Origin of the sequence: Pseudonocardia lutea (genome assembly GCF_042658055.1) — a bacterium.
In the GTDB taxonomy this organism is placed as follows: Bacteria; Actinomycetota; Actinomycetes; order Mycobacteriales; family Pseudonocardiaceae; genus Pseudonocardia; species Pseudonocardia lutea.
Genome location: NZ_JBHSQK010000052.1, coordinates 16,473 through 34,906, shown reverse-complemented (window position 1 = coordinate 34,906; position 18,434 = coordinate 16,473). Strand labels below are relative to the sequence as shown.

Here is an 18,434-nt window from a genome sequence, read left to right as displayed (position 1 = left end):
CTAGCTCCCGCGGTAGGTCGAGTAGGCGAACGGGGACAGCAGCAGCGGTACGTGGTGGTGCCGCCCCGGGTCGGTCACGGTGAAGGTCACCGTGACCTCGGGGTAGAAGGCGGACCAGTCGCCGGTGGCGAAGGTCAGCGTGTGGACGCCGGCGCCGGGCTCGGTGAAGCGGCCCCGGCCGTCGGCGTCCGTGGTCAGCCGGTCCCGCTCGCGGCCGCCGGTGCGCAGCACGACGGTCATCCCGGCGGCGGGCGCGCCCGTCGTCGCGTCGAGGACGTGGGTGGAGAGACTCATGCGCCGAACACCCGCCCCAGCCGCAGCCGGTTGATCGCGGCCAGCTCGGCGAGGGCGACCCGGCGCTCGGTCGCGGGGTCGTTGCCGAGCCGGGCGCGCAGGGTGGCGAGCAGGTCCTCCGCGCTCCGACCGCTGGCGCAGACCAGGTAGACGTGCCCGAAGCGCTCCTCGTAGGCCCGGTTGCCCGCGGCCAGCGCGTCCAGGACCTGCGCCGGTGCGCCCGCCACCGCGCCCTGCTCGCGCCGGGCGGTGCCCGTGGCGGACCGGTCCCCGATCCGCGGGTGACCGGCCAGGGCTGCGTCGAGGTCCTCCTCCGCGAGTTCGCCCTCGGCCGCCGCCTGCAGGATGGTGAGGCTGCCGTAGGGGCGGCCGGCCGCCACCTCCCGCGCCCAGCGCGGCGCGGAGCAGACCTCGCGGAGCAGCTCCTCGGCGCGGGCGGCGGGCAGCGCGTCGAAGGCCCCGACGGTGAGCGGCTCGACGGCGGTCATCGGGCGCCCGTCCCGAAGGCACCGGCCCGTGCGGTGGTGATGGGGTTGGCCTCGGCGACCAGGTCCTCGAAGCGCCGGTTGGCCACCTTGGCGATCTCGATCAGCGCCGCCGCGTGCTCCTGGGCGGGGGAGTTGCCCAGCCGGCGCCGGCCCTCGCGCAGGATCGCGGCGCGGGCCGGGTGCTCGCGCACGCAGACGATCAGCGGGATCCCGAAGCGCTCGCGGTAGGCGGCGGCCAGTTCGGCGAACTCGCTGCGGTCGTCGTCGGAGAGCCGGGTCAGCCCGGCCGCGGCCTGGTCCTCGCGGGAGTCCTCGCCCTCGTCGCCGTCGGCCACGCGGTCGCCGCCGAGGTCGGGGTAGGCGGCCATCAGCGCGCGCTGCTCCTCGCGCGGCGCCGCGAACAGGGCCTCCTGGAAGGCGGTGCGCAGGGCCGTCGTGTCGGCGAACGGCTTGCGGTCGTACGCCCGGGCGACGACGTCCGTCGGGCCCTGGAACAGCCGGCCGAAGGCGGCGACGAACTCGTCCCTGCTCATCCGGTTGACCTGGTCGAGCCGGATCGTCGGGGTGCCCGGCGCGCCGGCGACGGCGGGGCCGAAGTCCTTGCCGACGTGGTGGAACACCAGGTTGAGCACGATCGCGGTGATGCTGCCGAGGGTGATCCCGGAGCCGAACACGATCTGCGCCCACGGGGGCAGGGCCCTCGCGACGTCGGGCTGCGCGGTCACGAACATCGCCAGCCCCAGGCTCGTCCCGACGATCACGACGTTGCGGTGGTCGTGGAAGTCGACGCGGGACAGCGTCTGGATGCCGACGACGGCCACGGTCGCGAACATCGCCAGGGCCGCGCCGCCCAGCACCGGGTGCGGGATGCCCGCGACGACCGCGCCGGCCTTGGGCACCAGCCCGATCAGGATCATGAACACGCCCGCGGCGGCGACGACGTACCGGCTCTTGACGCGGGTCAGCCGGACCAGTCCGACGTTCTCGGCGAAGCAGGTGTAGGGGAAGGAGTTGAGGACGCCGCCGATCGTGGTGGCCAGGCCGTCGGCCCGCAGCGCCCGGGCGATGTCCTCCCGGCCGACCCGCTTGTCCACGATCTCGCCGGTGGCGAAGACGTCGCCGGTGGTCTCGACCGCGGTGATCAGCATGACGACGATCATCGAGACGATCGCGGCGCCGGCGAACTTCGGCCAGCCGAAGTAGAAGGGCGTGGTGACGCCGAACCAGGAGGACTCCCCGACGGCGGCGAACGACGCGTCGCCCAGCAGCCAGGCCACGCCCGTGCCCAGGACCAGCCCGATCAGCACGGCCACGGTGGCGGTGAAGCCACGGAACACGCGCTGGATGACGACGATGACGGCCAGGGTGCCGAGGGCGTAGGCGAGGTTGCGGGCGCTGGTGGGATCGGGCGCGGAGCCGCCGCCGACGGCGTCCTGCGCGGCGACCGGCAGCAGGGCCAGGCCGATGATCGTGATGACCGTGCCCGTGACGACCGGCGGGAAGAACCGGATCAGATTGCTGAACCAGGGGGCGATGAGGAAGGTGAACAGGCCGGCGACGATCACGGCGCCGTAGATCACCAGCAGGCCCTCGGTCCCGCCGCCCGCCGCGAGCCCGATCGCGATCATGGGCGAGACCGCGGTGAACGTGACGCCCTGCAGCAGCGGCAGCCGCACGCCGACCTTCCAGAACCCGACGGACTGGATGATCGACGCGATGCCGCAGGTGAACAGGTCGGCGTTGATCAGGTGGATCAGCTCGCGCTCCGACAGGCCGATCGCGCCGGCCAGCAGGATCGGCACGATGACCGCGCCGGCGTAGAAGGCGAGCACGTGCTGGACGCCGTAGACGGCCAGCTTGCCGGCGGGCAGCACCTCGTCGACCGGGTGCGGCCTGCGGCCGGGGCTGCGCGGACGGGATCGGGCGGTAGCGCGCACGGGCACCTCGCAGGGGGTGTTGTGGGACGCGTCATACCTTCCGTGGCCGGTCCCGCTGCCGGCAGGCACCGGGAGCACGAACCCGGCGCGTGCCCGTGCACCGCGCTTTGTGCGATCCGACAGGGCCTAGCTGCACACCTAGCGGCGCAGGGCCCGGCGCGCCAGCCAGTTCCCGAGCAGCTGTGCGGCCTGCACGATCACGATGATGATCAGGACCGTGACGAGCGTGACGGTCCAGTCGAACTGCTGGTAGCCGTAGCTGATGGCGAAGTTGCCCAGCCCTCCGCCGCCGACGTAGCCGGCCATCGCGGACATGTCGACGACCGCCACGAAGATGAACGTGTACCCGAGGATCAGCGGGCCGAGCGCCTCGGGCACGAGGACGCTCCAGATGATCCGCAGGCGGCTGGCGCCCATCGCCCGGGCGGCCTCGACCACCCCGGGATCCACGGCGACGAGGTTCTGCTCGACGATCCGGCCGATGACGAACGTGGCCATGCCGGCCATCGGGAACAGCACGGACCGGGTGCCGATGGTCGTGCCCATCACGAGCAGCGTCAGCGGCCCGATCGCGGTGATGAAGATGATGAACGGGATCGGCCGGATGATGTTGACCAGCACGTTGAGCAGGTGGAAGACGGGCCCGTTCTGCAGCAGCCCGCCGCGGCGGGTGGTGTAGAGCGCCACGCCGAGCAGGAGCCCCAGCAGCCCGGCCACCAGCATCGTCCAGAACACCATGTAGACGGTCTGCTGGAAGGACAGCCACAGGATCGGCGCGAGCGTTCCCCAGTCGGTCATCCGGCCTCCTCGGTCGGGTCGCCGCGGTCGGCGGCCTCCTCCACCGGGGTGTGCCGGCGCAGGTCGGCGACGAGCGCGTCGACCGCGTCGTCGGGGCCGGCGAGCTCGAAGGTGATGCTGCCCAGGGGTTTGTCGGCGAGCTCGCGGATGCCGCCGTAGACGATGGTGCTGCGGACCCCGCGCTCGGTGGCGTGGGCGGTGAGGACGTCGGAGAGCGCCGAGCGGGTGCCCGGATCGGCCCGCACCCGCACGGTCACGATGCGGCCCGGGAAGTGTTCCCGCAGGCGGGCCAGGGTCTCCGCGGACGGTCGGTCCCGCAGGACGCTGTGCACGAACCGGCGGGTGGCGGGCTCCCGCGGGTCGGCGAACACGTCGTAGACCGGGCCGTGCTCGATGACCCGGCCCTGCTCCATGACCGCGACCGTGTCGCAGATCGAGCTGACCACCTCCATCTCGTGGGTGATCACCACGATGGTCGTGCCGAGCTCGGCGTTCACCCGCCGGAGCAGGGCGAGGACGTCCTGGGTCGTCTCGGGGTCCAGCGCGCTGGTGGCCTCGTCCGCGAGCAGGATCCCGGGCGAGGTCGCCAGCGCGCGGGCGATCCCGACGCGTTGTTTCTGCCCGCCGGAGAGCTGCGCCGGGAACTGGCGGGCCTTGTCCGCGATCCCGACGAACCTCAGCAGCTCGGCCACCCGGGCCTTGCGCCGCTCCCGTGACCAGCCCGCGATGCGCAGCGGGTAGCCGACGTTCCCGGCGACGGTGCGGGAGGAGAACAGGTTGAACTGCTGGAAGATCATCCCGACGTCGGCGCGCAGTGCGCGCAGCCCGCGCTCGCCGAGCGCCCCGGTCTCCCGGCCGGCCACCGTCACCGTGCCGGCGGTGGGCAGCTCGAGGGCGTTGATCATGCGCACGAGCGTGCTCTTGCCCGCTCCGGAGTAGCCGATCACGCCGGTGATCTCCCCGGCCCGGACGTCGAGGTCGACGTCGTCGACGGCCCGGACCCCGCCGCGCGGGCCGGCGAAGACCTTGGTGGCCCCGCGGAAGGAGATGACCGGCGCGGCGCCGGGTCCTGCACCGGGCCCGGTGTCGGGCCCGGTGTCGGGCCCGGTGTCGGGCTCGGCGTCGGGTGCGGCGGCCATCGGGGTCAGCCGCCCGCCTTCCGGATGGTGTCCTCGATCTGCGCCGTGGTGGCCTGCAGGTCCGCGGCGTCGTTGGTCTTGAGGACGCCGGAGGTGCCGAGGTCCTTGCGGACGGCGTCGACGACCTCGGGGTCGTGGTAGAGCTGCGCGAGCTTCAGGTAGGTCGGGTTGTCCTTGTCGGCGGACCGGGCGACGAAGGCGTTGATGTAGGGCTTGGCCGCCTCGCTGTTCGGGTCCTCGGCGAAGAGGATCTTGTCGTCGCCGAGGTTGGCCGCGGTGGCGAAGTTGTTGTTCACGACGGCCGCGTCGACGCCGGCCAGGTTCGCCGCGGTCTGGGCGGCGTCGACCGGCAGCACGGTGACCTTCGACGCCGCGGTGTCGATGTCGTTCGGGGTGGAGAGCGAGTTGCCGCCGCCCTTGAGCGAGATCAGCTTCGCCGCCTGCAGCACCAGCAGCGCCCGGGCCTGGTTGGTGGGGTCGTTGGGGATCGCGACCCGTCCGCCCTGCGGGATCTGGTCCAGCGAGGTGTGCGTGGTCGAGTACAGCGGCAGCGGGTAGACCGCGGTCGCGCCGATCGGCACGAGGGTGTCGTGGTTCTTGACGTTGTAGTTGGCCAGGTAGAGCAGGTGCTGGAACTCGTTGAGCTGCAGCTGGCCCTGGGACAGCGCCGGGTTGGGCTGGTTGTAGTCGGTGAAGTTGACCAGGTTCACCGTGATGCCCTGGGCGGCGGCCTTGGTCCTGTAGACGTTCCAGTAGTTCTCGCTGGCGTCGGCGACCCCGATCGAGACGGTCCGGCCGCCCCCGCTCCCGCCCCCGGAGTCGCCCGAGGGGGCCGAGCCCGGCGCGGAGCAGGCCGCGCCGGCCAGGGCGGCGAGCAGGAGGGCGGGCACGAGCAGGAGCAGCGCGCGCGGGGGGCGCGGAAGGCGCGGCATGGCGAACTCATCCTCTCGGGAAGCGACCGGCGGCACGGGCCGCACGGCGCGTCGCGCCCCACGGGTGCGCAGCAGGTCTCGGTGCGACGCCCACCCCAGTACCCGGCCCGTCCGGATCCACGCCTCCCGCCGCCGGTGGACCCGGCCGCCGCAGTGCCGTGGTCCGAACGCGTGATGGGGCCGGACCCGCGCACCCGGCATGCTCGGGGGCTCCGGACGGAAGGGGTGGGCGATGGCCGTGATCTCGCGGGGGTTCCACGGACGGGGGCGACGCGACGGGCGGCTGCCTCCCGGCCAGCGCGACATCGGCGACGGGTTCCCGGTGCTCACCGCGGGGCCGACACCGCACACCCCGCTCGGCGAGTGGGACTTCGTGGTGCAGGGGCAGGTCGACGGCCTGCACCGGTGGACGTGGGAGGAGTTCCGGGCCCTCCCGCACGAGCCGGTCACCGTGGACATCCACTGCGTGACCAGCTGGTCGAAGTTCGACACCCACTGGTCCGGGGTGTCGGTCGACACCCTGCTCGCGGACGTGGAGACGGCCGCGGAGTACGTCGTCGCCTTCTCCGACGGCGGCTACACCACGAACCTCCCGGTCGAGGACCTGACCGGTGGGCAGGCGTGGGTGGTCGACACCTACGAGGACGAGCCGCTCGCGCCCGAGCACGGCGGACCGGCGCGGCTGCTCGTGCCGCACCTGTACTTCTGGAAGTCGGCGAAGTGGGTACGCGGGCTGGCGCTCACGCTGCTCGACGAGCCGGGGTTCTGGGAGACCTTCGGCTACCACGACTACGGCGATCCGTGGCGCGAGCAGCGCTACGCGGGGGACTGAGGGATGGCGACCACGCTCGACGACCTGCGCGGCCTCTTCGCGCTCGACCTCACCGGTGCCGTCCTCACCTGCGGGGGCTGCGGCGCGAACACCGAACTGCGCGCCCACGACCTGTACCCGGACGCCCCGGCGCTCGTCGTGCGGTGCCCCACCTGCGCGGCCGTCGTGCTGCGGTTCGGGACCGGCGGCGGGCGGATCCGGCTCGACCTCTCCGGGACCCGCCTGCTCACGGTCACCGCACCGGACCCTGCCGGGGGCTGATCGGGCGCGTCAGTCGTCCTCGACGCCCTGGAGAACCTTGATCTCCCGGGTGGCGGCGTCGCCGAGCACCCGCAACGCCTCCTGGTAGGCCTCGGACTCGTAGGCGGCCCGGGCGGCGGCCGGATCCGGGAACTCGATGATCGTCGTGCGGAGGGCCGAGTCGCCCTCCAGCACGTCGACGGGGTTGCCCCGGGCGAGGAACCGGCCGCCCGCCGCCCGCATGGCGGGGCCCGCGAGCTCGGCGTAGCGCCGGAGCCGCTCCTCGTCGTGGATGGCGGTGAACGTGTTGACCCAGTACGCCGTCACGACGCCGATCCTGCCCTGAGTGCCGGTGTGACGGCAGGCTCAGGTGTCGGCCCGCTCGGCGGCCGGCATCTCGGTGGCGGACCCGTTCCCGGGCTGCGCGGCGGGCGCCTTCGCGAGGGCCGCGACGACCGCGGAACCGAGCAGCCCCGCCGCGAGCTGCGCGGCGGCGACGCCGGCGCCCTTGCGCTCGATGCCCAGCAGGTGGTCGAGCGAGAGCGCGCCGGGCCCGGTCGCGGCGAGCCCGAAGACCGCGGCGAGGACCACCGCGTTGTACTCCCAGCCGCCCTGCGTCGCCCAGGGGCCCTTCGGCCCGTGGACGTGGTAGACCGCGGAGCCCATCGTCCCCGTGATCACGCTCGTGGCGAGGGGGGTGGCCAGCCCGGCGGTGAGCAGCGCCCCGCCGGCCGCCTCCGAGACGCCCGCGGCCAGCGCGTTCCGCTTCCCGGGCCGCAGCCCCATGCTCTCGAAGCCCGCGGCGGTCTGCTCCAGACCGTGCCCGCCGAACCTCTCCGTCAGCTTCTGGAGCCCGTGCCCCAGGAACAGCAGCCCGATCACGGCCCGCAGGACGGCGATCCCGATCGACATTCCGACTCCTCCCGGTCGTCCGGTCGAGGGCCGCAGGTTCCCGCTCAGGCGCGCCCCAACCCTGCCGGACGCGGTGGACGCGGTGGGTCAGCTCGCCCGGGTGCCGTGGGCGAGGGCCTCGTCGAGGTCGCGGCACAGCTCGAGGAAGTCGGTGACGCCGGTGAGGTGCAGCGGACGGAGCACGCGCGGGTTCTCACCGACGACGACGCGCAGGGCCGTGCCGGTCGCGGCGGCCGTGCGCCGGGCGAGCAGCAGGTCGGCGATACCGTCCGAGGCGAGCAGGGTGACCTCGGTGAGGTCGACGACGAGCGTCGGGACCCCGGCGGCGAACGCGCCGGAGAAGGCGGCCCGGACCTCACCGCCGGTCTCGTCGTCGACCTCGCCCGCGACCCGGACGACCACGGCCGACTGCCCGCCGTGATCGTGACGCCGGACCGCCACCCGGACCTGCGGTCCTCTCGACGGTCGGGACGCCATGGGTGAGCACGATACAACCCTGCGTAATCAGTACGCAGCCGGTCCCGGGTGCCGCGGGTTCCGGCCGCGTGCCGTCGTGGTCAGCCGGCGATCCTGGTGGGCCCCGAGGCCCGGCGACGCCGGACCGCGACGACCGGGCGCGGCGTCCACCCGGGCGTGCACGACCCTCGGCGACGGGCCCTTCGGCCCCTTCCTCGCGGCACCGGTGTCGCTAGCCTGGCCGGCTCACGGCCGTGCCTGCTCACGACCCGATCGCGTCCGCGATCGGCACGCCAACGACCGCCCGCCGCGGCGGCCGGGTTGAGAGGTGCGCCATGACCGTCACGCTGACGCGGGCCGACGGGTCCCGCGAGCACCTGTCCGACGACGTCCTCGGAGAGCTGGACGCCGCCCTGCGCGGGCCGCTGGTGGCCGGCGACTCCACCGGGACGCCCGAGCCGTGCCAGGAGTGGAACGCGATGTACGCCGACCGGGCGGCGTTGACGGCGCGGTGCAGCGGGACGGCGGACGTCGTCGAGGCCGTGCGCTTCGCGCGCTCGCGCGGGTTGCTGGTCGGGGTGCGCGGCGGCGGCCACTCCGTCGCCGGCCTGTCCAGCATCCCCGACGGCCTGCTGATCGACCTCTCGGCCATGCGCGGGGTGCTGGTCGACCCGGAGCGCAGGCTGGCCCGGGTGCAGGGCGGGGCGCTGCTCGGCGACGTGGACCGGGAGACCCAGGCGTTCGGCCTGGCGACCCCGCTGGGGCGGGTGTCGGAGACCGGGGTCGCCGGGCTGACGCTGGGCGGCGGCTACGGACACCTCAACGCGAAGTACGGGTTGTCCTGCGACAACCTCGTCGAGGCGCAGGTCGTGTGCGCCGACGGCACCGTGCGGACCGCGTCGGAGACCGACGACCCCGACCTGCTCTGGGCGCTCCGGGGAGGGGGCGGCAACTTCGGCGTCGTCACCTCCTTCACCTTCCGGCTGCACCCCGTCGGCCCTCTCGTCGCGTTCGCCGGCGTGATGTACCCGCTGGAGGACCTGGGGGCCGTCGAGCGCGGGTGGCGGGAGTACGCCGCCGCAGCGCCGGACGAGGTCACCACCGTGGTCGTGACGATGACGTTCCCGGCCGCCCCGGGGATGCCCGAGGTCATCCACGACCGGCCCGTCGCGATCGCCGCCGCGGTGCACTGCGGACCCGACCCGGACGAGGGGATGCGGGTGCTTCAGCCGCTGCGCGAGCTGGGCACTCCCGTGTTCGACATGTCGCAGCCGATGCCCTACGCGGCGGTCCAGGCCTCCCTCGACCCCTTGTTCCCGAGGGGCCGGCTCCGGGCCTACTGGAAGTCCCAGTACCTCGACGAGCTCACCGACGACGCGATCGACGCCCTCGTCCGCCGGGCGCTGGACCGGCCGGCTCCGAACACGCTGGTGAACACCTTCCGCCTGGGCGGCGCCGTGCACGCCGTGGATCCGGAGGCGACCGCGTTCGCCGAGCGGACCTCGCCCTACATGGTCTCGTTCGACACCACGTGGACCGATCCGGGCCAGGACGAGGCCGCGATCGCCTGGTGCCGCTCGGCCTGGGAGGAGATGGCGAAGTACGGCAACGGCCGGGTGTTCCTGAACTTCACCGGCCTGCAGGACGAGCCCCTGCAGGCCGGCACGGACACCGCCTTCGGCCGCAACCTGCACCGCCTCGGCCGGATCAAGGCCGCCCTCGACCCGGACAACTTCTTCCAGCTGAACAACAACATCGTCCCCACTCCGGGCTGACTCCGTCCGGCGCTACCCGGGAGCGGGCGGGAGGAGCACGGTGGTCGGCGTCCCGTACCGGCGCGTGTGCGCCGACCCCGGAGAGGAGCATCGGATGACCCAACCGCAGGAGCCCGTCACGCCACTCGGTGAGTCCCCGGCGAGCGCCACGGGACCGCTCCCGCAGACGGGTCCCCTCGACGACGAGACCCTGGCCCGGCTGCTGCACGACCTCGACGTCGCCAACGACTGGCACCCCGGTCCCTGACGGGAGCCGCCGGCGGGCCGCGCGCGGTTCTGCCTCCGCGGGATGCGGCGCGGACTCAGCCGTGCACGGTCGGCCGGTAGACGAGCTCCTGGATGTGCCCGTCGAGCGTACGGCTCTCGAGCAGCTCGAGGTCGAAGTCGGCCGCGCCCCGGAAGATCGGGTCCAGCCCGGTCCGGCCCGTGATCACGGGGAAGAGCGTCACCTGGACCCGGTCGACCAGCCCGGCGGCCATCAGCGCCCGGTTCATCGACAGGCTGCCGTGCGAGCGCAACGGCACCTCGGACTCCTCCTTGAGCCGGGCGACGACGTCGACGGCGTCGCTGCGCACGACGGTCGCGTCGGGCCAGTCGAGGGGTTCCTCCAGCGTGGTCGACACCACTGTCGCCGGCAGGCCCCTCATCCGGGTGACCCAGGGGTCACGCACCTCGGACCCCTCGGTGCTCGAGGCCAGCATCTGCGCGAACGCGCGGTACGTGGTGGCCCCGAAGACCATCCGCTGCTCGCCGTCGTAGAGGCCGAGGCGGTGGGCGAGCAGCTCGGGGCCCTGCTTGCCCCAGTAGCCGGTCCAGTCGCCGCCGGCGGCGCCGAAGCCGTCGAGGCTGGAGAAGACGTCGAAGGTGTAGGTCGCGGTCATGGTGTTCTCCCGGGTACCGGTCGATCGGGTGTGAGGAGGCAGACCGGGAACCGGGGCGGGACTCATCGCGGCCGGTGAGGGTGCCTCGGCGGCCGACCCCTCCTCCGCAGGGCGGAGCCTGCCGGTCGCCGAGGCACGGGCGATGGATGCGCGTGCAATCAGTGACGGAAACTCGGCCGTCCGGGTGTCCTGTGCCCCCTCGGGGCGGCGCCCCCGTCACCGGGCCTGGTGAACGGCCCGCACAGCCAGGAACCGGGACAACCGGTTCGTGATCACCGCGTCCACGCCGATGCCGAGCAGCTGCGCCATGGTCGGCGGGTGGTCCACGGTCCAGGTCGACACCCGCAGCCCCCGCTCGTGCATGTCGTCGATCACGGGCCGGCTCAGCAACGGCCAGTGCGGGTTGTAGAACTCCGGGCGCAGGACCTCCAACAGGCCCGGTGAGGGCCGCTGCGGCACGTACCAGGACAGCGCGATCCGGGCCTGCCGCCAGCGCCGCCGCACCGCCAGCAGGCTGCCCAGGTCCCCGGCGAACACCGTCCGGTCGAACTCGCCGTGCTTCTCCACGATCTCCCCGGCCGCCTCGGCGGCCGCGGGTGCTCTCACGTCGACCATCAGCCCCGTTCCGCTTCCCGCCAGCAGGCGCAGGACCTGGTCGAACTCGGGGATCTCGTACCGGCCGCAGCCGGACCGGACCGCCCGGATCTCGGTGATGTCGGTGTCGGCGACCGCCAGGGCGCGACCCCACAACCGGGTCAACGTCTCGTCGTGCAGCAGCACGGCGGTTCCGTCGCGGGTCAGCGCGAGGTCGATCTCGACCAGATCGGCGCCCTGGTCGAGGGCCGCGAGCACGGCCGGGACGGTGTTCTCCCGGTGTCCGTGCGGGTCTCCGCGGTGCGCGATGGCCAGGGGCGTGCCGGCGTTCGGGGCCACCTCCGCACGCTCGCGGGGGAGGGTGAGGCACGTGCGTGCGCCGGAGGGACGGCAGGTGACGGCCTGGTGACGATCACGGGCGGCCGTCGGTGAGGAGGTCCGCGGCGGACGGCAGGAGGGCGGTGTGGCGGCCGGGATCAGCCGGGGGGCTGCTCGGTGGCGAGGAGATCGTCGAGCTCGGCGAGCGCCTCGCGGAGGCGGGCGGCGAAGAGGTGCATCCGGTCGGCGACGGGGCGGGGGGTCGTCAGGTAGACGTCGAGGCGGTCGTGCTGCAGGCCGTAGCCGACACCGATGCAGTTCGGGCTGGTCGAGCCGAAGCCGAAGTACTGGATGCGGGGTGACGGCACGGCGCTGGTGGACAGGTGGTCGTCGCGCAGGATCGTCCAGCCGGGGCAGTCGAAGAAGGGCAGGTCCGGGCCGCCGCGACGGCGCTGGATCCACTGCAGCTCCCACAGGTGCTGTTCGGGGGCGTCGCCGGCCCGGCACTGCGTGGCGCGGCGCACGTGGGCGTCGGCGGCGGCGCGGAAGGCGGCGCGCCGCTCGTCGTCGCCGACGGCAGGATCGGTCATCGCGTCGACGAACACGACGATCTCGGGGGTGACCACGCGCATGGCCTCGGTGCGGCCGTGACGGAAGTGGCGGGTGGCGATCGACTCGTAGGTGGCGCCGGTGATGCCCTTCGCGCGGCGGTGGGCGAGCTGGAAGGCCAGCTGGGCGAACGCGTCGGGGGAGCAGCGGAGCTGCTTGGCGCGGGCGCTGGTGACGCTCGTGATGCTGAGCGTGGCGGTGGCGCAGGCGGCGGCGTGGTCGGCGAACTCGCTGCCGGCCCGGGCGATGTCGGCGTGCAGGGCGTCGTCGAGGTGCCAGCGGAGGGGGGTGACGGCGGCGGGACCCGCGCCGGGGAGGTCCGGGGTCGGTGCGCCGAGGACCGCGTCGACGTAGCCGATGACGGTGGTGCCGTCGAGCTCGCAGTGCTCGCCGTTGAGCCCGGCGGTGCCGTCGCCGAGCACGACGAGCGTGAGCGACTTGTCGAACCAGCGGTTGCCCGAGTCGCCGTGCAGGAGGACGTCGCAGGCCTCGCGCGGCTCCTTCGGGACGGTGTCCTCCAGGGCCACGCAGAACAGCGCGGTCTCGATCGTCTCGAGGGCCGCCGCATTGTGCTCGCGCAGCGCCTCGCGGCTCTCCGCCCAGGCCGCGCGGGCCATGGTCGTGAGGTGCCCGACGGCGTCGCCGCGGCCGGCCGTCGCCGCGACCACGGCGCGGAGCCCGTCGGCGATCTCGGCGGCCGAGTGCGGTGTCCCGTCCGGCGCGATCACGTCGAGCCGGACGGCGTGGCCGTGGTGGAATACCACGACGTGCCGCTCGGTCGACGGTCCCGGCCACGCGTCGGTGTACGGGGTGCGGCTCGTGTCGATCTCGCGGCCCGGGATGCGGCAGGCCGAGAACAGGTACTTGAACTGCTCCATCGACAGCGGCTCGCCCCGCCGCGTCGCCGGTGGCACCGCCTGCGCGTCTATCGCCAGCTTGTAGGCGACCGTGGCGGCGGTCAGCCCGGCGGCCCGCTCGACACGCCCGAGGCCGGGGGCGTCCTGGAAGAGGAAGAAGAAGTTGGCGTTGAGCGCGATGCGGTCGCGTCGGCCGAGGTAGCGGGAGCGCCAGAAGGCGTCCAGCCAGCTGTGCACGCCGGGGGCGGCGTCGTAGGCGCGCAGGGCGGCGTCGAGCTCGGGGCCCTCGCCGGTGAGGAACTCGTCGAGCGCCTTCTCGGTCCGGGCGCGCTCGTCGTCGGTCAGCAGCGGCGCGCACCACTCCAGGAACCGCCGACCGGTGACCTCGAGGGACGGCAGGGGCACCCGGGGCAGCGCGTCCTCGTTGCCGAAGGTCAGGGGGGAGAGGGGCATCGTGGGCCGCCTCAGATCAGGAGCCCGTCGACGCGTGGGGGGCCGGCAGGAGCGGCGTGGACGTCGGCGACCCGACCGAAGAGTTGCCGGGTCCGCGCCGCGGTGCCGACGACACCGGGGCGAGCGCTGTAGGCGAGGATCGCGGTGTGCCGTTCGCGGGCTCCCTCGACCGGGCTGACCCGGTGCAACGAGTACCGCCCCGCGAAGAGCTGCAGGTCGCCCGGCCGCAGCTCCAGCGTGCGCACGCCACGGTGGTCGCCGTCGAGCACCGCGGAGACCGCGTCGAGGTTCTCGTCCTGCGGCGACCGGATGCCGGGGTAGTACTGGAACAGGCCCCCGACCTCGGCGGTCTGGGTCAGCAGACTGACCGTGAACTCGTTGGTGTCGAAATGCCACGGATGCTCCCGACCGGGGGCGACGACGTTGAGCACCAGCCCCGACAGGGGATCCGCCAGCTCGAACACCTCGGTCAGCCCGAACGCCGCCGCGAGGAACCCCTTCACGGACGGATCGGTATAGAGCCGCTGCAGCAGTGCGTCGCGCGGGATGCGGTCGCGGGCGACGAACGCGTTGCCGCGGACCATCCGGCGACGACCCGGATGGTCCGCGGGGAGATCGGCGTCCGGCTCGGTGTTGTAGACGTTGACGATCTCGACCTCGTGATGCGCCAGCGGGGCCAGTGACCGCCCCTCCTGCCGCAGCGCCTCGAGCCGGTCCTCCTTGACGAACCCGGGTAGCACGCAGCATCCCGAGGCACGGAGCTCGGCGCGCACCGTCGCGGCGAGCTCCCCACCGTCCAGCGGATAGCGAACGGTGTCCACGATCGTCGGGCCCATCGGTACCCGCCCCCCTCACCTCGCCGCCGCGGCCTCGCGGTCTCGGCCACGGGCCGCGGGCGGGACGCTAACGGCTCACGGCCCGGACCGGTACCGCCCGGAAGGCCCCCTTGCGGCGGCTTCAGCCCGGCATCACCTCACGGATCTCCTCGCGCAGCGCGTCGAGTGCCCGCTCCGGAACCAGCGGCAGGGCCCGGCGGACCGCTGCGAGCCCCACCGCGGCGAGCACTGCGGCGGCGGCGGCGAAGAGGATCATCGCGATCGCGGCCGCGACCGTCGGGGGGAGCGCCTTCTCCAGCAACCGCAGGATCAGCACGGTGGAGGTGCCGGCCGCCATGGCGCCGAGCACCACGGCGACACCGAGCAACAGCACCCCCTCGGAGGCGGCCCGGGCCTTGCCGGCCAGCTCCTCCTGCGCGGTGCGCAGCTCCTGCTGGAGCAGCTCGCGCAGGTCGTCGACGAAGCCGCGGATCGCCTCGCTGCCGGAGCTGGCCGCGCGCAGCTCCTGCTGGAACAGCTCGCGCACGTCGTCGAGGACGCCGCGGATCACCTCGCCGCCGGAGCCCTCGGTCCCGGGGCTCGTGGGCCGATCAGGACCTCCGGCGGGGCTCCCCGCCGATCCGGACGATCGGGCCGTCGGCATGACAATCTCCTCGGTCAGTGTGTCGGCGGATCGCTCCGGCCGGAGCGTGCACGGGTACCCGCCTCGGCCGCCGACGAACCGGGCCGTACCGCTCCCACGGCTCCTGTCGACGGCTCGGGCGGACGCCGATTCCAGGTGGTGGACCGGCCGGACCCTCCGCAGTAGCTTTGCTGCGCGACTCGCGTCGCACCGTCCGGAACCAGGTAGCGCCACGAGCCGCCCCCTCAACAGGACGGAGGTCCGTCATGCGCATGTTGCTCGTAGCCCAGCCCAACGTCGACAAGGGAAGCGAGGCGATCGCCAGTGGCGACATGGCCAAGACCATCCAGGCGACGGTCGAGCTGATCAAGCCGGAGGCCACCTACTTCGCGCCCGTGCGAGGTCAGCGGACCATGATCGCGGTCTTCGACCTGGACGACCCGGCACAGCTCCCGAGGATCAGCGAACCGCTGTTCAGGATGGGGGCCGTCGTCGAGATCGTGCCCGCGATGAACCTGGAGGATCTCCAGCGCGGGCTCTCCGCGATCGGCGGCTGAACCTGACCGTGTGACCCGGCACTGCGAGAGCCTGCCGTCGGCCACGACGGCAGGCCCTCTCCTTCTGGGGCTTGATTCCGCCACAGGTGCGGCTCCGATCCCAGTCGTGCTAGCCCGCGGTGGCGCGGCGGGCGGTGCCGAAGCGGCGCTGGTAGGCCGCGGGGCTGAGGGAGAGCTTCCTCGCGAACACCCGGCGCATGCTTTCGTAGCTGGGGAACCCGGCGAGAGTGGCCGCCTGTGTCGCGGTGTGCCCGTGGTCGAGCAGCGCCCTGGACATGTCGAAGCGGATGTTCTCCACGTACCGGGCCGGGGTGGTGGACAGTTCGTCGTGGAAGAGCCGGGTGAGGTGCCGGGTGCTGACGTTGAGGTGTTTTGCGAGTTCGGCCAGCGAGTGGTTCCCCCGGGGGTCCGCCGTGACGAGGTCGGTGATCTTCCGCAGGGCGGGGGAGCGGGGCGGCGGTCCCTGCAGCGGGGCGGAGAACTGCGACTGGCCACCCGAACGCTGCATGTAGACGACGAGCGCCCGTGCGACGTCGCGGGTCAAGGCCGATCCGTGGTCCTCCTCGACGAGCGCGAGCGCCAGATCGATCCCGGCGGTCACCCCTGCCGAGGTGTACGTGCTGCCGTCGCGGACGTAGATGGCGTCCGGCTCGACGCGGCACGTCGGACAGCGGGCCGCGAGCTCGTGGGTGACCTGCCAGTGCGTGGTCGCACGCTTGCCGTCGAGGAGACCGGCGGCGGCCAGGATGAACGCGCCCGTACAGATCGACGCGACGCGGCGCGCGCCGGCCGCCGGCACCCGTGCGGCGTCCGCCAGATCCGCGGGCACGCGCGTGCGCGGGTAGCGGTCCGAGCCGGGCACCAGATAGGTGTCGGCGGGAGGTTCGGCGGTGACGGCGTCGTCGACGGTGACCCCGAACCCGAGGTTGGACGTGACGTCGTCACCGGTCGGCGACAGCAGCACGATGCGGTAGTCGGCGCCGAACCGGTTCGCCTCCTTGAACACCTCCGCCGGGCCCGCCACGTCGAGGAGGGTCACGCCGTCGTACACGAGGAACGCGACGCGGTGCGGCGCAGGATCCGCACCGCGGGGCCTCTCCCGCTCGAGCTCGTCCGACCGCCGAGGAGGTCGGTGCGCCCCGGAAGGCCGAGCGGCCGCGGCGGCGGTGGACGAGGACACAGCCCGTTCGTAGCACACCGGAGGCCTGGTACCGCCGGCTTCTCCCGACGGGTACGCCCCGTTGCCGGACCGCGTCCCGCCCGCGATGTTCGCCACGGCAAGGAGGGCAGCTCGCCGGCCGATCGAGCGTCCTGATGTCAGGGGTTCCCGGCCGGATGAAGGCGGCGTCGAACACCTGGTGGTCGGCACCCTGAGGTCGGACACGGAACCGGCAACCAGCAGTGGAGGGCGAGTACCCATGTCGAAGGCCATCGCGGGCGTGGAGGTCCCGGAGACGGCGGCGACCGCCGAAGCCTCCCGCCTCATCCGGGAGACGACCGGCCCGCTCCTCTACCACCATTCCCGCCGTGTGTTCTTCTTCGGTCGGATCCACGCCCGCCGACTCGGCGTGACACCGGATCCCGAACTGCTCTACCTGGCTGCCATGTTCCACGACACGGGCCTCGTGACACCTTTCTCGGACGTGGAGCAGCGGTTCGAGGTCGACGGGGCCGACCACGGGCGCAGGTTCCTGCTCGAACACGGCTTCTCCACCGCGGCCGCGGACACCGTGTGGACGGCGATCGCGCTTCACACGACGCCGGGGATCCCCGATCGCATGGGGCCGGAGATCGCCACGACCTATCTCGGCGTGCTGACCGACGTGCTCGGTTTCGGCCTGGACGAACTGCCGTCGGCTCACGTGGAGGAGATCCTCGCCATCCACCCGCGGGGCGACTTCAAGAACGACTTCCTCCGCGCGTACCTCGAGGGCTTGAAGAACCGTCCGGAGACCACCAACGGAACCGTGAACTCCGACGTTCTCGAGCACTTCCTCCCCGGCTTCCGGCGCACGACCACCGTCGAGCGCATCCTCGGCTCCGCCTGGCCGAGCTGACCCGAACAGGATCGGGACACCCGACATGCACGCCATCACCGTTCGAGACCGGGCCGCCGGCATCGGTGGGCTCACGCTCACCGACCTGCCCTACCCCCACGCCGCCGAGAACGACGTCGTCGTCCGGGTCCACGCCGCCGGCTTCACCCGCGGCGAGCTCGACTGGCCGGCCACCTGGACCGACCGGGCCGGTCGCGACCGCACGCCCAGCGTGCCCCGGCACGAGCTGTCCGGGGTCGTCGTCGAGCTGGGCTACGGCACCACCGGCCTCACCGTCGGGCAACGGTCTTCGGCCTGGCCGACTGGGCCCGCAACGGCTCGCTCGCCGAGTACACCGCTGTGGAGGCCCGCAACCTCGCCCCCCTCGCCGCCGACATCGACCACACCCTGGCGGCCGCGCTGCCGATCTCGGGCCTGACCGCGTGGCAGGGACTGTTCGACCAGGCGCAGCTCACGACCGGGCAGACCGTGCTGATCCACGGCGCCGCCGGCGGCGTCGGGTCGATCGCCGTCCAGCTCGCCCGGGAGGTGGGAGCCCAGGTGATCGGCACCGGGCGGGCCGACGACCGCGACGTCGTGCTCGACCTCGGCGCGCAGACGTTCCTGGACCTGGAGGCCGACGCACTCGGCGACGTCGGCCAGGTCGACGTGGTCCTCGACGTGATCGGTGGCGAGGTCCTCGAGCGGTCGTCCGCCCTGGTGCGTCCCGGAGGCACCCTCGTGACCATCGCCGAGCCGTCCGCCGTGCAGCCCGACGACGGCCGCGCCGTCTTCTTCGTCGTCGAACCCGACCGGACGTGGGTGCCTGTCGCCCGCGGCCTGCTGGTCCCCGTCGGCCCTGTCGCGC

The 18,434-nt window shown here is 73.2% G+C and carries 21 protein-coding genes and 1 pseudogene; 7 read left to right on the top strand and 15 right to left on the bottom strand.

All coding sequences use genetic code 11. The features are described from left to right. The 6 genes from ACFQH9_RS20380 to ACFQH9_RS20355 form a co-directional block, all read right to left on the bottom strand. Positions 1-294 (bottom strand): hydroxyisourate hydrolase, encoded by a 294-nt coding sequence (locus ACFQH9_RS20380; RefSeq protein ID WP_379567811.1) that lies wholly within the window; start codon positions 292-294, stop codon positions 1-3. Continuing rightward, positions 291-782 (bottom strand): 2-oxo-4-hydroxy-4-carboxy-5-ureidoimidazoline decarboxylase, encoded by a 492-nt coding sequence (gene uraD / locus ACFQH9_RS20375; protein ID WP_379567809.1) that lies wholly within the window; start codon positions 780-782, stop codon positions 291-293. Before uraD (ACFQH9_RS20375) ends, ACFQH9_RS20380 begins: the two co-directional genes overlap by 4 nt. Next, positions 779-2,719 (bottom strand): 2-oxo-4-hydroxy-4-carboxy-5-ureidoimidazoline decarboxylase, encoded by a 1,941-nt coding sequence (gene uraD, locus ACFQH9_RS20370; RefSeq protein ID WP_379567807.1) that lies wholly within the window; start codon positions 2,717-2,719, stop codon positions 779-781. Before uraD (ACFQH9_RS20370) ends, uraD (ACFQH9_RS20375) begins: the two co-directional genes overlap by 4 nt. Before the next feature lie 138 nt (positions 2,720-2,857). Continuing rightward, entirely contained in the window at positions 2,858-3,517 is a 660-nt protein-coding gene (locus tag ACFQH9_RS20365) for a methionine ABC transporter permease (RefSeq protein WP_379567804.1), read from the bottom strand. After that, positions 3,514-4,656 (bottom strand): methionine ABC transporter ATP-binding protein, encoded by a 1,143-nt coding sequence (locus tag ACFQH9_RS20360; RefSeq protein ID WP_379567802.1) that lies wholly within the window; start codon positions 4,654-4,656, stop codon positions 3,514-3,516. The genes ACFQH9_RS20365 and ACFQH9_RS20360 overlap by 4 nt, the downstream gene beginning before the upstream one ends. 5 nt (positions 4,657-4,661) lie before the next feature. Continuing rightward, positions 4,662-5,588 (bottom strand): MetQ/NlpA family ABC transporter substrate-binding protein, encoded by a 927-nt coding sequence (locus ACFQH9_RS20355; RefSeq protein ID WP_379567800.1) that lies wholly within the window; start codon positions 5,586-5,588, stop codon positions 4,662-4,664. A 232-nt stretch (positions 5,589-5,820) separates the two neighbouring features. On the opposite strand from ACFQH9_RS20355, the gene ACFQH9_RS20350 reads away from it, so the two are divergent. Both ACFQH9_RS20350 and ACFQH9_RS20345 read left to right on the top strand, forming a co-directional pair. After that, complete coding sequence (locus ACFQH9_RS20350; RefSeq protein ID WP_379567798.1) at positions 5,821-6,420, top strand: molybdopterin-dependent oxidoreductase; 600 nt, start codon at positions 5,821-5,823, stop codon at positions 6,418-6,420. A 3-nt stretch (positions 6,421-6,423) separates the two neighbouring features. Further along, a complete protein-coding gene (locus ACFQH9_RS20345; protein ID WP_379567796.1) occupies positions 6,424-6,681 on the top strand; it encodes a DUF6510 family protein in 258 nt (85 codons plus the stop codon). Between the two features lie 9 nt (positions 6,682-6,690). On the opposite strand, the gene ACFQH9_RS20340 is transcribed toward ACFQH9_RS20345, so the two are convergent. The 3 genes from ACFQH9_RS20340 to ACFQH9_RS20330 form a co-directional block, all read right to left on the bottom strand. Further along, positions 6,691-6,987 (bottom strand): DUF1330 domain-containing protein, encoded by a 297-nt coding sequence (locus ACFQH9_RS20340; RefSeq protein ID WP_379567794.1) that lies wholly within the window; start codon positions 6,985-6,987, stop codon positions 6,691-6,693. A 39-nt stretch (positions 6,988-7,026) separates the two neighbouring features. Beyond that, positions 7,027-7,572: a DoxX family protein gene (locus ACFQH9_RS20335; RefSeq protein ID WP_379567792.1), complete on the bottom strand. Its 546-nt coding sequence runs from the start codon at positions 7,570-7,572 to the stop codon at positions 7,027-7,029. An 87-nt stretch (positions 7,573-7,659) separates the two neighbouring features. Continuing rightward, positions 7,660-8,049 (bottom strand): STAS domain-containing protein, encoded by a 390-nt coding sequence (locus tag ACFQH9_RS20330; protein WP_379567790.1) that lies wholly within the window; start codon positions 8,047-8,049, stop codon positions 7,660-7,662. A gap of 314 nt (positions 8,050-8,363) precedes the next feature. On the opposite strand from ACFQH9_RS20330, the gene ACFQH9_RS20325 reads away from it, so the two are divergent. Both ACFQH9_RS20325 and ACFQH9_RS20320 read left to right on the top strand, forming a co-directional pair. Beyond that, the gene (locus ACFQH9_RS20325; RefSeq protein WP_379567788.1) at positions 8,364-9,803 is read left to right on the top strand and encodes an FAD-binding oxidoreductase; all 1,440 of its coding nucleotides are present in this window, start codon (positions 8,364-8,366) and stop codon (positions 9,801-9,803) included. Between the two features lie 94 nt (positions 9,804-9,897). After that, entirely contained in the window at positions 9,898-10,050 is a 153-nt protein-coding gene (locus ACFQH9_RS20320; protein WP_379567786.1) for a hypothetical protein, read from the top strand. 55 nt (positions 10,051-10,105) lie between these two features. On the opposite strand, the gene ACFQH9_RS20315 is transcribed toward ACFQH9_RS20320, so the two are convergent. The 5 genes from ACFQH9_RS20315 to ACFQH9_RS20295 form a co-directional block, all read right to left on the bottom strand. Next, the gene (locus ACFQH9_RS20315; RefSeq protein ID WP_379567784.1) at positions 10,106-10,684 is read right to left on the bottom strand and encodes a dihydrofolate reductase family protein; all 579 of its coding nucleotides are present in this window, start codon (positions 10,682-10,684) and stop codon (positions 10,106-10,108) included. A 216-nt stretch (positions 10,685-10,900) separates the two neighbouring features. Continuing rightward, positions 10,901-11,617 (bottom strand): glycerophosphodiester phosphodiesterase, encoded by a 717-nt coding sequence (locus ACFQH9_RS20310; protein ID WP_379567782.1) that lies wholly within the window; start codon positions 11,615-11,617, stop codon positions 10,901-10,903. A 137-nt stretch (positions 11,618-11,754) separates the two neighbouring features. Continuing rightward, positions 11,755-13,515, bottom strand: a complete 1,761-nt coding sequence (locus ACFQH9_RS20305; protein WP_379567780.1) for a choline/carnitine O-acyltransferase — start codon at positions 13,513-13,515, stop codon at positions 11,755-11,757. A gap of 11 nt (positions 13,516-13,526) precedes the next feature. After that, positions 13,527-14,351 (bottom strand): HalD/BesD family halogenase, encoded by an 825-nt coding sequence (locus tag ACFQH9_RS20300; protein WP_379567778.1) that lies wholly within the window; start codon positions 14,349-14,351, stop codon positions 13,527-13,529. A 121-nt stretch (positions 14,352-14,472) separates the two neighbouring features. Beyond that, complete coding sequence (locus ACFQH9_RS20295) at positions 14,473-14,994, bottom strand: phage holin family protein (RefSeq protein ID WP_379567776.1); 522 nt, start codon at positions 14,992-14,994, stop codon at positions 14,473-14,475. 251 nt (positions 14,995-15,245) lie between these two features. Here ACFQH9_RS20295 and ACFQH9_RS20290 point away from each other — a divergent pair, with 251 nt between their 5' ends. Continuing rightward, positions 15,246-15,530: a hypothetical protein gene (locus ACFQH9_RS20290; protein WP_379567774.1), complete on the top strand. Its 285-nt coding sequence runs from the start codon at positions 15,246-15,248 to the stop codon at positions 15,528-15,530. Between the two features lie 109 nt (positions 15,531-15,639). On the opposite strand, the gene ACFQH9_RS20285 is transcribed toward ACFQH9_RS20290, so the two are convergent. Then, positions 15,640-16,710: a GlxA family transcriptional regulator gene (locus ACFQH9_RS20285; protein WP_379567772.1), complete on the bottom strand. Its 1,071-nt coding sequence runs from the start codon at positions 16,708-16,710 to the stop codon at positions 15,640-15,642. A gap of 85 nt (positions 16,711-16,795) precedes the next feature. On the opposite strand from ACFQH9_RS20285, the gene ACFQH9_RS20280 reads away from it, so the two are divergent. Together ACFQH9_RS20280 and ACFQH9_RS20275 are read left to right on the top strand one after the other, a co-directional pair. After that, positions 16,796-17,587, top strand: coding sequence for an HD domain-containing protein (locus tag ACFQH9_RS20280; RefSeq protein ID WP_379567770.1), 792 nt, complete (start codon positions 16,796-16,798; stop codon positions 17,585-17,587). A 25-nt stretch (positions 17,588-17,612) separates the two neighbouring features. Further along, positions 17,613-18,382: pseudogene (locus tag ACFQH9_RS20275) on the top strand (NADP-dependent oxidoreductase); the annotation flags it as partial. Positions 18,383-18,434 lie beyond the last annotated feature (52 nt).

What these genes read in the sequence shown, in the direction of transcription:
- ACFQH9_RS20380 (WP_379567811.1), bottom strand. Translation starts at nt 294, where the DNA reads ATGAGTCTCTCCACCCACGTCCTCGACGCGACGACGGGCGCGCCCGCC.
- uraD (WP_379567809.1), bottom strand. Translation starts at nt 782, where the DNA reads ATGACCGCCGTCGAGCCGCTCACCGTCGGGGCCTTCGACGCGCTGCCC.
- ACFQH9_RS20365 (WP_379567804.1), bottom strand. Translation starts at nt 3,517, where the DNA reads ATGACCGACTGGGGAACGCTCGCGCCGATCCTGTGGCTGTCCTTCCAG.
- ACFQH9_RS20360 (WP_379567802.1), bottom strand. Translation starts at nt 4,656, where the DNA reads ATGGCCGCCGCACCCGACGCCGAGCCCGACACCGGGCCCGACACCGGG.
- ACFQH9_RS20355 (WP_379567800.1), bottom strand. Translation starts at nt 5,588, where the DNA reads ATGCCGCGCCTTCCGCGCCCCCCGCGCGCGCTGCTCCTGCTCGTGCCC.
- ACFQH9_RS20350 (WP_379567798.1), top strand. Translation starts at nt 5,821, where the DNA reads ATGGCCGTGATCTCGCGGGGGTTCCACGGACGGGGGCGACGCGACGGG.
- ACFQH9_RS20345 (WP_379567796.1), top strand. Translation starts at nt 6,424, where the DNA reads ATGGCGACCACGCTCGACGACCTGCGCGGCCTCTTCGCGCTCGACCTC.
- ACFQH9_RS20335 (WP_379567792.1), bottom strand. Translation starts at nt 7,572, where the DNA reads ATGTCGATCGGGATCGCCGTCCTGCGGGCCGTGATCGGGCTGCTGTTC.
- ACFQH9_RS20330 (WP_379567790.1), bottom strand. Translation starts at nt 8,049, where the DNA reads ATGGCGTCCCGACCGTCGAGAGGACCGCAGGTCCGGGTGGCGGTCCGG.
- ACFQH9_RS20325 (WP_379567788.1), top strand. Translation starts at nt 8,364, where the DNA reads ATGACCGTCACGCTGACGCGGGCCGACGGGTCCCGCGAGCACCTGTCC.
- ACFQH9_RS20320 (WP_379567786.1), top strand. Translation starts at nt 9,898, where the DNA reads ATGACCCAACCGCAGGAGCCCGTCACGCCACTCGGTGAGTCCCCGGCG.
- ACFQH9_RS20315 (WP_379567784.1), bottom strand. Translation starts at nt 10,684, where the DNA reads ATGACCGCGACCTACACCTTCGACGTCTTCTCCAGCCTCGACGGCTTC.
- ACFQH9_RS20305 (WP_379567780.1), bottom strand. Translation starts at nt 13,515, where the DNA reads ATGCCCCTCTCCCCCCTGACCTTCGGCAACGAGGACGCGCTGCCCCGG.
- ACFQH9_RS20300 (WP_379567778.1), bottom strand. Translation starts at nt 14,351, where the DNA reads ATGGGCCCGACGATCGTGGACACCGTTCGCTATCCGCTGGACGGTGGG.
- ACFQH9_RS20295 (WP_379567776.1), bottom strand. Translation starts at nt 14,994, where the DNA reads ATGCCGACGGCCCGATCGTCCGGATCGGCGGGGAGCCCCGCCGGAGGT.
- ACFQH9_RS20290 (WP_379567774.1), top strand. Translation starts at nt 15,246, where the DNA reads ATGTTGCTCGTAGCCCAGCCCAACGTCGACAAGGGAAGCGAGGCGATC.
- ACFQH9_RS20280 (WP_379567770.1), top strand. Translation starts at nt 16,796, where the DNA reads ATGTTCGCCACGGCAAGGAGGGCAGCTCGCCGGCCGATCGAGCGTCCT.